Origin of the sequence: Streptomyces anulatus (assembly GCF_014650675.1) — a bacterium.
Classification (GTDB): domain Bacteria; phylum Actinomycetota; class Actinomycetes; order Streptomycetales; family Streptomycetaceae; genus Streptomyces; species Streptomyces anulatus.
Window position 1 is genome coordinate 132141 of the sequence record NZ_BMVK01000012.1, and the last position, 11444, is coordinate 143584.

The window sequence follows — 11444 nt, forward strand, 5'->3', positions numbered from 1 at the left end:
CTCTCCTTCTCGGTTGCCTGCCGTCGGTTCTCCGCGCCTCCCCGCGCGGTGCGCCGCTGGTCAGGTCGCCTGCCGCCCGTCGAGCGTCTCGCGCAGGATATCCGCGTGCCCGGCGTGCTGGGCGGTCTCGGTGAGGACATGGGTCAGCACCCGCCGTACGCTCCACTCCCCGCCGGGTTCGTTCCAGGGCGCCTCGGGGAGCGGATGCGTCGCCGAGAGGTCGGGGACCGCGAGGATGATCCTCTCGCTGCGGGCGGCGACCTGCTCGTAGGCGCGGAGGACCCCGGCCGTCGTCTCGCCGGGCAGCATCCGGAACTCCTTCTCCCGCTCGATCGCCCACGTCGGGAACTCAGCGGCGGTGCCGGCCGCCAGGTCGTCCCAGGTGACTCCTTCGGGCAGCGCGAAGGACATCGCCGACGGGCCCTCGGTCACGAAGTTCAGCCAGCTCTCCTCCATGGCCGTGACGTGCTTGACGAGGCCGCCCGGGCACAGCGCGCTGACCGTCGGGCGCTCACCGGCCTGCTCGTCGCCGAGGCCCTCGACGGAGCGGATCAGGGCGGCCCGCGCGGTGGCCAGGGCGGCGAGCAGGTCCGTGCGCTCGGCGTCGGGGGAGGTGGAGGCCGTGTTCATGGTGATCGGGTTCCTTCCGGTGTTCCTGTCGTGCGGTACGGGTCGACCCTCGCAAAGGAAGAGGCCAGGATGTGGCCTCTTCTCGGCCCATACTGGAGTCATGCCGAAGACTTCAGCGCGCCTGCTGGCGCTGCTCTCCCTGCTCCAGGCGCGCCGGGACTGGCCGGGCCGGTTGCTGGCCGAGCGGTTGGAGGTCAGCCCCCGCACGGTGCGACGTGACGTCGACCGACTGCGGGAGCTGGGCTATCCCATCGCGGCGTTCAAGGGGCCCGACGGCGGATACCGGCTGGACGCGGGCGCGCAGTTGCCGCCGTTGCTGTTCGACGACGACCAGGCGGTCGCGCTCGCCGTCGCGCTGCGGACCGCCGCCGCGACCGGCGCCGGAATCGGGGAGGCCGCGGCCCGCGCGCTGACCACCGTCCGGCAGGTCATGCCGGCCCGGCTGCGCCATCGCGTCGACGCCCTGCGGGTCACCGCCGTCGAACGTACGGGAGGCCCACCGCGGCCGCAGGCCGATCCGCGTGTGCTCGTGACGTTGAGCGCGGCGGTGCACGCCCGCGAGGTGCTGCGCTTCGACCACTCCCCCGGGTACGCCCCGCCACCCGCCGAGGCCCCGCCCGCGGTGCGGCGGGTGGAGCCGCACCGCCTGGTCACCTGGGGCGGGCGCTGGTATCTCGTCGCCTGGGACCTGGATCGCGAGGACTGGCGGACCTTCCGCGCGGACCGGATCACCCCGCGCACTCCCACGGGCCCCCGTTTCACGCCGCGCGAGGTGCCCGGAGGCGATGTGGCCGCCTTCGTCGCCGCCCGGTTCCAGGGCTCCGACGCCCCCGGCGATTGGCCCTGCCGCGGGGAGGTGATCCTCGACGCTCCGGCCTCCGCGGTGGCCGGCCACATCCGCGACGGGAGCGTCGAGGAGTACGGACCGGACCGCTGCCGGGTGGTCCTGGGCGCCTGGTCCTGGGCCGGCCTCGCCGCCGAACTCGGCAGGTTCGACGCGGACATCGAGGTCGTCGGGCCCGACGCGCTCAGGGACGCCTTCGCCCGGCTGGCCCGCCGCTGTGCCGCCGCGGCGGGGGCGGGGCCCGGCGGCCCTCAGGGACCCACGAGCCGCGTGTCGTAGGTGTCGTCGATGTCGTCGCTCGTCGATGCGGTCACGGACGAGATGACGTGACCCGCCAGGCCCAGCACCAGGAACAGCACCACGAGCCATTTCGCGGCGCTGCTCAGGACCAGCGGGCGGGTGGCGGAGCGCGACCGCTCCGGGGCCACGGCGAGGTCGTCGTCGCCGAACAGGCCCTTGGGGTAGGCGGGGGTGAGCATCATGACGTACGCGGAGAACCGCATCCGGTAGCGCAGGGTGGCCGCCGTCGCCTCGAACAGCGGCCGGGGCATCCGGCCGAGACACAGCGTGATCAGCCACCAGACGAAGGCCAGTGCCCACCACCCGTACACGGCGAGACTCTGCACGATCGCCGCCGGGATCATCAGGAAGACGCGGAACAGCACCGCGAGCCGGTTGAGCGGGGTGGGCCGCACCTCGATCTGCACCGGATAGTCGGCCGGCGGGGTCAGGGCGAAGGGCGGGTAGCGGTCGATGAGCAGCATGTCGCTCGCCGAGACGCGCATGTCGTAGCCGAGGACGCCGGTCAGGAAGCGGAAGACGGGGTCGGGCAGCCGTCCCAGCACCAGCGCCGCGAACCATCCCACGATGACGGTGAAGAACGCCGCGATGTGCAGGACGAACAGCACGATGAAGTGCGGGATCAGCAGCAGGAGCCGCAGGAGGACGGTCAGCCGGCGCTGACGGGCCGGTTCGACGATGTCCAGGACGGGCCTGAACTCGTCCGCGTCCGCCTCCTGGCGGCCCGGGCTCCACTGGCCTTCGGCCATGTCGCTCCTCCTCGGCAGGGGATCCGGGCGCCATCCGCGCGCAGGACGTGTCCCCACCGTGCGTCCGCTCCGGGCCGCCCGCAAACGGCCCGGCCCGAACGGGTGCCCCTGCTCAGCGCCCGCGGAGGCGGTCGAGCAGGGAGCGGACGGCGCCGGACCCGGTGGCACGCTGGCCGCCGCTCGCCGCACCGTCGGTCCTCCCGGTACGGGCGCCGCGCTTCTGGGCCGAGGCCGCCGGCTTCGGCCGGTCCCGTTGTCCGGCCTTCGTACGGGCGGCCTTCGTAGCAGCGGCCTTCGTAGCAGCGGCCTTCGTAGGAGCGGCCTTCGTACGGGCGGCCTTCGTACGGGCGGCCGGCCCCGGCGCACGCTTCGGCTCGGCCTCGGGCTTCTCCGCCGACGGGCCGGGGGAGCCGGAGGCGTCGGTGTAGGTGTAGTAGCGGTGGCTGATCCGGCGGCCCAGCACGAAGTACCCCAGCAGCGCGCCCGCCGTGTTGAGGATGACGTCGTCGACGTCGAACGCGCGCCCCTCGACCAGGGCCCCCTGGATCAGTTCGACGACGGCCATGGCGACGGCGGTCAGCAGCGTCGTCCGGATCATGCGCAGGCGGCGTGGCACGAAGAACGGCAGCAGGAGTCCGAACGGCACGCCGAGCAGCAGGTTCCCGCCCGCCTGCTTGCACGCGGCGAGGAAGGTGTAGTCCTCGGCGTACTGGCGCAGCGAGCGGCCGGGGCGGAGATTCGCGGTGACGAGGTCCTCGGATGCCGGTGACGGCGTGAGCGTCACCTTGGCCAGGAGGACGGAGAACGCCACGAGTCCCAGCAGCACCACCGTCAGGACCGCCCCGCGCACCAGCACACGTACCCATGTCCCCCGGTCTGTACGGGGATTCGCCTCTGCTGTCATGGCCGACAGGTGCCCCCGCCCGGCCGGAACACACACCTGGACGGTCCCGTGGAGCGAAAATCTCATGCTGCCGTCCGCGCGCGCCTGCGACGATGTGCGCATGAGCGCACACAAGAAGAGGGACCTGCTGGACGAGGCCGACCGGTTGCGTTCGGAGGGCCGGCCCGAGGAGGCGCGGGAACGGCTCCTCGCCCTGACCGCCCAGTACCCCGACGACGCGGAGGTGGCCTGCCGGACGGCGTGGATCCATGACGTGCTGGGCCTGGAGTCGGAGGCGGTGCCGTACTACGAGCGCGCTCTGGCACATCCGGAACTCGCTTCGGAGGACCGGCACGGAGTGCTCCTGGGGCTGGGCAGTACGTACCGGATCCTCGGGCGGTACGGGCAGGCGGTGGAGACGCTGCGCCGGGGCGTCGAGGAGTTCCCGGACGACGGCTCGCTCCGGGCGTTCCTGGCGATGGCCCTGTACAACACCGACGAGCACCACGAGGCGATGCGCCTGTTGCTGGAGTTGACGGCCGCGACCAGCCAGGACCCGCGCGTCCAGCAGTACCGACGGGCCATCGAGCACTATGCGAAGGACCTCGACGAGACCGTGTGACCCGTGCGGGCCGGGGCGGTCGCCCGCGGCGCGCCGTATCACGCCGGACGCGCCGGTCCGGGAGCGGTGGATGCCGAGAATGCTCGGGTGCCCACCGCTCCCCCGGCGCCCCCGCCGTCCCCGTCCTCCTCCTCCGGTGCATCCCGGGCCGGTGATGTGCCGGGGCACGGCGAGGGGACGCTGCTTCTGCTGTCCGGGGCCTCCGGCGCGGCGGACGCGTTCGTCTTCCTGTGCGTGGGGCAGGTCTTCGCCGGGGTGATGACGGGAAACCTGGTGCTGCTCGGGGCTTCGGCCGCCGGTGCGGGCGAGGACGGCGTGGCGCTGAAGGTGGCTGTCGCTCTGGGGGCGTACTTCTGCGGGGTCGCGGCGGGCGCGCTGATGGCCGGGCGGCGAGGTCCCCGGGTCCGGGTGCTGCTGGGGGCGGAGGTCGTCCTGCTCGGGGCGGCTGCCGCGCTGTGGGGGCTGGAGCTGGTCACGTCGTACGGCGACCGGCTCGGGCTGCTGGCTCTGGTGGCGGTCGCGATGGGCGTTCAGGGGCGCGTCCGGGTGACGCCGACGAACTATTTCACCGGGACGCTGACGTCGCTCGCGGGTCGCGTGGCGCTGCGGGAGCTGCGCGGCGGGGACGGCTGGGTGCTGGGGCGGCTGGCCGCGGTGGTGGCCGGGGCGGCGCTCGCGGCACTGGCCGAGCGGTGGTGGAGTCCGGGGGCCGCGCTGGGCGCGGTGGTGATGGCCGCGGGCGCTCTGGTGCTGGAGACGGTCCCGTACCGGGGCGGCCGGCCGGGGCCGGGCAAGGGGAAGCCCCGGCCGGATCGGGGGAATCCAGCCGGGGCGGTCTGAGTGCGGGCGTGAAGGGCGGTCGCCTCTCGGCGGAGGGCTCCACGGGGCTTCGGCGGTGCGATCTTCCCCATGGGCTACAGGTGAGGCCCGGGGACACTGTCCCCCTCACTCCCACGTATAGATGAACGATAAACCATCCTGGGCCGTTCCCGGGAATCCGCCCCCGCGGATGTGATCCACGGCACGGATTCCCGGGCTTCCTCCCTGGTCAGGACTCGTTCGGTCAGCTCCCGGACGTCTCGCCGGTGCCGTAACGGCGCCGGAACCGCTCGACGCGGCCCGCCGTGTCGAGCACCTGGCTGCCGCCGGTGTAGAACGGGTGGCTCGCCGACGAGGTGTCCACGTCGATGACGGGGTAGCTGTTGCCGTCCTCCCACGTCACGCGCTCACCGGAGTCGGCGGTCGAGCGGGTCAGGAAGGCGACGTCGGCCGCGCGGTCGCGGAAGACCACGGGACGGGACACGGGGTGGATTCGGGACTTCATCGATGCGTTCCTTCCTCACCGCGGGCAGCGGTGACGTACACGGGGACAGGTCTCTTCCGGGCGGTCAGCGGACCTCGCGGAACAGGACGTGCCGGCCGGCGGCGGAGTCGAACTTGCGGAGCTCCAGCCGGTCGGGGTTGTTGCGGCGGTTCTTGCGTGTCACATAACTCCGGCCCGTTCCGACGGTGGACCGGAGGGTGACGACCGGCCTGGTCTCGCTGCGTGCCATGGGCGCCTCCCGATGTCTCTGCCGACCCCGCCCCCGTATCGGGAATGGGATTCGTTTTCGTTCTGGTGAGGTAACGCGAGCCGTCCGCTCGGCATTCCCGCTCCACAACACACCCCGAACCGCATGGTCAACTCGCCCTACACGTAAGCCTGTTCGGATACTCACCGCTCCGCAGAGCCGCTGGCATATGCCAGACGCAAGAACGCATCGAGTGTTGCCAAATCCCTTACGACCCGCCGTGGCCTGTGCGACAGTCGGTAGCGGTCCACCCTTCAGAACCGGCTAGGCCGCGCCTGTATCGGAGTACGAGATGCCGTCCCCCCTCTTCGCGGACCGCCCCGCACCACAGCTTCCCGCGCATGACGCCGTCGACGCCCTGATCCACCGGACGCGTCGGCTGCGCGGGGATGTGGACGCCGTGCGGCGGGACGCCGTCGTGTTCGACGAGGACGACCCCCAGCTGCGCTGGCAGCGCGCCCTGTGCGAGCTGGCGGTACAGCACCTGGACAACCTCGACCAGCACCTGGGCCAGCTCCGGGCGGGTCTGCCGGACCGGTGCGCCGACGACGCCCCCCGTGCTGCCGGGGCCCCGGACGACCCGAGGGCCGGTTCCCTGCTGAACCGGGTGGGCAGCGCCGAGTGGAACCTCCTCACCGACGAGTCCAGCTGGTCCGAGGAGCTGTACGAGATCTTCGGCAGGCCGCCCGGGTCCACACCCCTCTCCCTCGACGACCTGCCGTCCGTACTGCTGCCCGAGGACCAGCCGGTGCTGACCGCCATGGTGACGGGCTGCCTCGTCGACGGCCGGCCGATGGACGGCGAGTTCCGCATCGTGCGTCCCGACGGCCGCACGCGCACCCTGCACATGACGGGCGAGCCGGTCCTCGACGCCGAGGGCTGCACCGCCTCCATGTGGGCGGTCCTGCGGGACGTCAGCGAGCTGCGGCGCAGCGAGCAGGCCGTGAGCAGGAACCGCGCGTCGGTACGGCGCGAGGAGCACATCGAGCGCACCGAGCACCGCATGGCCGTGGAGCTCCAGGAAGCCGTCCTTCCCCCGTGGCGCGGATCGCTGCGGCTCCCGTCCCAGGGCCCCGGCGCCCTGGACATCGCCGCGCACTACCTCCCTTCCGAGTCGAGCGGCCTCATCGGCGGCGACTGGTACGACGCGATGGAACTGCCGGACGGGCGCACCCTGCTCACCGTCGGCGACCTCACCGGGCACGGCATTCCCGCCACCTCGGCGATGGCGATGATGCTGGGCGCACTGCGCGGCATGGCCGTCGCCGGCATCGAGCCGGGCGCGCTGATGGGACACCTCAACCAGGTGCTCGAAACGTCGATACAGCCCGCGCTGGGCAGCGCCCTGTGCTGCCGCTTCGACCCCGACACCTCCATCCTGTCCTGGGCGCAGGCCGGACACCCCGCACCGCTGCTCTTCCGCCACGGTTCGGGACGGCTGCTGCCCCCGCCGGACGGGATGCTGCTCGGCGCAGCGTCCAACGTGGTCTTCGAGCAGGACGAGGTACGGCTGTACCCCGGTGACGTGCTCGTTCTGCACACCGACGGCCTGACCCGACGCGGCGACCGGGGTGCGGGCCCGGAGGCGCTGTTCGCCCTCGCTCCCCGGTTCGCGGACGCCCGTACGGCACAGGAGTGCGTACGGAGCGTCGTCGAGGAGTTCGGCGGGGCCGAGCGCCTGGACGACGCGTGCGTGCTGGTCGCCCGCATCGGGGCATGAGGAAGCGCGGACGTATCGGGGCGTGACGGAGCGCGGAGCGGCGCTCCCGGGTCAGGTCTGCGTGCCCTTGGCCTTCTTCTGGCTGGGCGGCATCGAGAGCTCGATCTCCTCGCGCAGGTCCTGGATCCCCGCGTATCCGGCGAACTGCCCGGTGAGCCGGTACATTTCGCGGAGCCGGTCCCAGGTGCGGTGCGAGGAGGTCTCCCCCATCGACACCAGCGCGAGCCGGGCGTACCGATCGGCCTGATCGGGGTCGTTGGCGATGAAGCAGGCCGAGGCCAGCGAGATGTAGTCGAAGATCTTCGACCGCTGGCGCTCCTTGACCCGCAGCTCCAGCGCCTGCTTGGCATGGCGCTGGGCGATGATCGCGGCACCCTGGTCGTGCTCGGCCAGCGTCCGGAAGGCCAGCGCCTGCATGCCGTGCATATCGGCCTCGTCGAACATCTGCATCCAACTGGGCGGCGGAACATCGCTCTTGTCCGAGACGAAGAGCTCCTCGGCCTCGCCGAGGGTGCGCCGCATGGCCTGCCCCCGGCCCATCGACGCCTGTGCCCAGGCCTCGATGGTGCGCAGCATCGCCTGCGTACGCGGCAGGGTCTCGTCGCCGGAGCCTGACTTGGCGAGCTTCATCAGGTCGAGTGCGTCGTCGGGGCGGCCCAGGTGCACCATCTGGCGTGCCGCCCGGGAGAGCGCCTCCCCGGCGCGCGGCCGGTCGCCGCCCTCGCGGGCCGCGTGGGCGGCGATGACGAAGTACTTCTGGGCGGTGGGTTCGAGGCCGACGTCGTGGGACATCCAGCCCGCCAGGACGGCGAGGTTGGCGGCGACGCCCCACAGACGGCGCTGGAGATGGTCGGGGTGGCGGTAGGCGAGCATGCCGCCCACCTCGTTGAGCTGGCCCACGACCGCCTTGCGCTGGAGTCCGCCGCCCCGGGACGCGTCCCAGGCGCGGAACACCTCGACCGAATGCTCCAGGGCCTCGATCTCCTCGGAGCCGACCGGCGCCGCTTCGTACCGGTCGAGACCGGCTGGATCGGCGTGCAGAGGATCGTTGGTACGTGGAGCGTCGGCCACCAGAGCGGGGTCGCTGTGCAGCCAGTCGTACATGGGGCCGGCGATGGTTGAGCCGGCGGCGAGCGCGGCGCCCGCACCCACCAAGCCGCGTCGGTTGAGCATGAGGTCCATTCCCGTGAATTCGGTGAGGACCGCTGCCGTCCGTTCGGGCGCCCACGGCAATTGATCGGGATTGTGTTCCGTCCCGGAGTCACGCCGCTTCCCCACACGCCCGCGTCGGCCGAACCCGAGGTCCTCGATGGTCACGACACGGCCGAGCCGCTCGGTGAACAGAGCCGCCAGCACTTCGGGCACGGGATCACGGGGGGATTCCCCCATGTCGATCCAGCGCCTGACGCGCGAGGTGTCGGTGGCCAGCTGCGGGTGGCCCATGGCCGCCGCCTGCCGGTTCACCATTCTCGCGAGTTCGCCCTTGGACCAGCCGGCCAGGCCGAACAGGTCAGAAAGGCGGGTGTTGGGTTCTCCGGTCACTTCAAGCCCCCAGGTTCTCGGCTGACTTGACACTAACCCCCTGTCAGATGCGCTGTGACTATTCGCCAGGGTTCGCCAGGGTCCGCCAGATGGTCTGCCACCCGCGCTCCGGTGTCAGGTAGGAAAGCGCCACCCCGCCCGGCAGCCCTAGGTACTCCCCAGGGTGCCGAACGGCCGTCGGCCGGGTTGGCGCACGTAACTTGTCGGCGCACGAAGGGATCTGTCTCGCCCATGTACACAGCATCGTCCTCCGTGTCCGCCCCGCCCCGTCCGCTCCGCCCGATGGGCGCGGGCGGCGGGCCCTATCTCGCTCCTCACGCCGGCGCACCGGTGCAGGGTCCGGGCCGGGCCCGACGGGCCGCGGGTCCGGGCGCCGGACCGCTCAGCGGAAGGATCGACCTGTCCGGGCCCCAGGGCGCGCAGGTGCGGATGGCCATCGCCTCCGTACAGCGCATCTGCCCCGAGTTCAACCCGGTCCAGGTACTGCGCCGCAGCGGCCGTTCGGTCCTGATCGTCGGAACGACCGGGCGGGCCACCGCCGTCGCGAAGTGTTTACTGGACCACTCGCCGGCGTGGACCGAACGGTTCCGGCACGAAATAGCGGCGTACCGCGCGTTCGTCCGGCACCGCCCCCCTGTTAGGGCGCCCCGGCTGATCGCGGCGGATCCGGAGAACTGCACGCTGGTGATCGAGCGGATGCCCGGCCGGGTCGCCGCCCTCACCCGGCACCCGGCGGAGGCGCCGCCGCGGGCCGACATCCGGGCCGCGCTCGGAGCCATCGCCCGGGTGAACGCCTGGCGGCCGCCGCCCGGACTGTTCGAGGCGCCGCTCGACTACGCGTCGCGGATCGCGCGCTACCACGAGCTCGGTCTGTTCACCGACCGTGACCTCGGTGACCTGCAGAAGCTGCTGCACGGTCTGGCCCACGCGGGCGGCAAGCAGGGCATGGGGCAGTTCTGCCACGGGGACGCCCTGCTCTCCAACATCCTGCTGTCGCCGACCGGACCGGTGCTCGTCGACTGGGAGCACGCCGGGTGGTATCTCCCGGGGTACGACCTGGCGACGCTGTGGGCGGTGCTGGGCGACGCCCCGGTGGCGCGACGCCAGATCAGCCAGCTCGCCCAGGCGAGGGGGCCGGCCGCACGGGACGCGTTCCTGGTGAACCTGATGCTGGTGCTGACCCGCGAGATCCGCAATTACGAGACGGCGGTCCAGCGCACGATGCGCGAGGCGCCCGCGACGGGGGCGGGGGCCGACCGGCCCGGCTCTCTCTCCTCGGGCGAGGAGCAGCGGCTGCTGCTGCGGAGGCTGCACGACGACTGCGCCATGGCGCGGCGGGCGGTGCGGGCCGCGGTCGGTACCCGCTGAGACCGGACGACGGAGCGGGGATACGCCCCGCCTGCCGAGAACCACAGTGACCAGACCACTGTGAAGAAGAAGCGCGCTGCGGGACCGGTGCCGACACACCGGTCCCGCAGCGCGCTGTCGTGCGTTCCGGGCCGTATCTCCCCGTGACCGGGCGTTGACCCTGTGCCGCCCCGGGGTCGCCCGCGGGTGAGGCCCGCCACGAGACCCACGTCACCTACGACCTGCGGTAGTAGACGCGAGCCCTCCCGTACGGCGTAACGAACCGCCCATATGGCTCATAAATTGGCATCTCACGATGAAGAGTAGTAAAGGCGGTCATTGCTTCCTATGTCGGCGAGCGCTAACCATGGATCCCGGCAGGCACCGAGTTCGAGCCCGCGTCGATCGCCCTCCGGCGACCGCGGCCCGGACATCCCGGTTCCCGCCGACGCGGCGCGAAGGCCGCGAAGCCCGTCCCCCATAGGAAGAGCTCACGCATGCCCCGCATCTCCACCCTGCGCATCACCCGCTCGCACAAGATCGCCACCGCCGTGCTCGTCGCGGCCGGTTCCGTCAGCGCCATAGCCGCCACCGGCGGCACGAGCGAAGCGCAGACCACGGCGACCCGGTCCTCCATCTCCGTGGAGCCGGTCGCCGCCGCAGGCATCCCGACGGCGAAGGACGCGGCGGCCAAGAAGGCCGCCCAGGAGACCGCCGCCAAGGAAGCCGCCGCGAAGAAGGCCGCGGCCGCCCGCAAGGCCACCGCGGAGAAGGACGCCGCCGAAGAGCGCTCCGAGAAGCAGGCCGCCAACCGCTCCACCGAGCGCAAGGCCGTCACGCCCAAGAAGTTCGCGAACAACCTCGACGGCTGGATCCGCGAGTCGCTCGACATCATGAAGAAGAAGAACATCCCCGGCTCCTACGAGGGGCTGCACCGCAACATCATGCGCGAGTCCAGCGGCAACCCGAACGCGGTCAACGACTGGGACATCAACGCGCAGAACGGCATTCCCTCCAAGGGTCTCCTCCAGGTGATCCAGCCCACCTTCGACGCCTACCACGTCAAGGGCACCCCGAAGAAGCTCACCGACCCGGTCGCCAACATCACCGCCGCCGCCAACTACGCCGCGGACCGGTACGGCTCGATCGACAACGTCGACTCCGCCTACTGAGCGACCGACTTCCGAACGACCGCCTTCCGAGCGCGCACCAACGCCGCGATTATGTGACTAATCG

Annotated in this window: 12 protein-coding genes; 6 read left to right on the plus strand and 6 right to left on the minus strand. The window is 71.9% G+C overall.

Annotation, left to right across the window (positions count from 1 at the left end; all coding sequences use genetic code 11):
• Window positions 1–60: 60 nt before the first annotated feature.
• Window positions 61–630, minus strand: coding sequence for a DinB family protein (locus IE272_RS26750; RefSeq protein WP_057660833.1), 570 nt, complete (start codon window positions 628–630; stop codon window positions 61–63).
• Between the two features lie 100 nt (window positions 631–730).
• Here IE272_RS26750 and IE272_RS26755 point away from each other — a divergent pair, with 100 nt between their 5' ends.
• A complete protein-coding gene (locus tag IE272_RS26755) occupies window positions 731–1753 on the plus strand; it encodes a helix-turn-helix transcriptional regulator (protein ID WP_050361629.1) in 1023 nt (340 codons plus the stop codon).
• On the opposite strand, the gene IE272_RS26760 is transcribed toward IE272_RS26755, so the two are convergent.
• The gene (locus tag IE272_RS26760) at window positions 1726–2523 is read right to left on the minus strand and encodes a DUF4389 domain-containing protein (RefSeq protein ID WP_056708070.1); all 798 of its coding nucleotides are present in this window, start codon (window positions 2521–2523) and stop codon (window positions 1726–1728) included. The two genes, IE272_RS26755 and IE272_RS26760, sit on opposite strands and share 28 nt — an antisense overlap.
• A 112-nt stretch (window positions 2524–2635) precedes the next feature.
• Window positions 2636–3379: a VanZ family protein gene (locus IE272_RS26765; RefSeq protein WP_190008458.1), complete on the minus strand. Its 744-nt coding sequence runs from the start codon at window positions 3377–3379 to the stop codon at window positions 2636–2638.
• A gap of 148 nt (window positions 3380–3527) precedes the next feature.
• On the opposite strand from IE272_RS26765, the gene IE272_RS26770 reads away from it, so the two are divergent.
• Both IE272_RS26770 and IE272_RS26775 read left to right on the plus strand, forming a co-directional pair.
• Window positions 3528–4028, plus strand: coding sequence for a tetratricopeptide repeat protein (locus tag IE272_RS26770; RefSeq protein WP_050362214.1), 501 nt, complete (start codon window positions 3528–3530; stop codon window positions 4026–4028).
• Between the two features lie 156 nt (window positions 4029–4184).
• Window positions 4185–4868 (plus strand): YoaK family protein, encoded by a 684-nt coding sequence (locus IE272_RS26775; RefSeq protein WP_073960532.1) that lies wholly within the window; start codon window positions 4185–4187, stop codon window positions 4866–4868.
• Between the two features lie 223 nt (window positions 4869–5091).
• Here the strand turns inward: IE272_RS26775 and IE272_RS26780 are convergent, their stop codons facing one another.
• Together IE272_RS26780 and rpmG are read right to left on the minus strand one after the other, a co-directional pair.
• Complete coding sequence (locus IE272_RS26780; RefSeq protein ID WP_050361626.1) at window positions 5092–5352, minus strand: type B 50S ribosomal protein L31; 261 nt, start codon at window positions 5350–5352, stop codon at window positions 5092–5094.
• A 64-nt stretch (window positions 5353–5416) separates the two neighbouring features.
• Window positions 5417–5581 (minus strand): 50S ribosomal protein L33, encoded by a 165-nt coding sequence (gene rpmG / locus IE272_RS26785; RefSeq protein ID WP_032794160.1) that lies wholly within the window; start codon window positions 5579–5581, stop codon window positions 5417–5419.
• Between the two features lie 310 nt (window positions 5582–5891).
• On the opposite strand from rpmG, the gene IE272_RS26790 reads away from it, so the two are divergent.
• The gene (locus IE272_RS26790) at window positions 5892–7319 is read left to right on the plus strand and encodes a PP2C family protein-serine/threonine phosphatase (RefSeq protein WP_073960531.1); all 1428 of its coding nucleotides are present in this window, start codon (window positions 5892–5894) and stop codon (window positions 7317–7319) included.
• A 51-nt stretch (window positions 7320–7370) separates the two neighbouring features.
• On the opposite strand, the gene IE272_RS26795 is transcribed toward IE272_RS26790, so the two are convergent.
• On the minus strand, window positions 7371–8861 hold the full coding sequence (locus tag IE272_RS26795) for a DNA-binding protein NsdB (RefSeq protein WP_056708052.1): 1491 nt from the start codon (window positions 8859–8861) through the stop codon (window positions 7371–7373).
• Between the two features lie 231 nt (window positions 8862–9092).
• Between IE272_RS26795 and IE272_RS26800 the strand changes: the two genes are divergently transcribed.
• On the plus strand, window positions 9093–10229 hold the full coding sequence (locus IE272_RS26800) for an aminoglycoside phosphotransferase family protein (protein WP_050361623.1): 1137 nt from the start codon (window positions 9093–9095) through the stop codon (window positions 10227–10229).
• Window positions 10230–10705: 476 nt separating this feature from the next.
• Window positions 10706–11380 (plus strand): transglycosylase SLT domain-containing protein, encoded by a 675-nt coding sequence (locus tag IE272_RS26805; protein ID WP_050361622.1) that lies wholly within the window; start codon window positions 10706–10708, stop codon window positions 11378–11380.
• The last annotated feature ends 64 nt before the right edge of the window (window positions 11381–11444 follow it).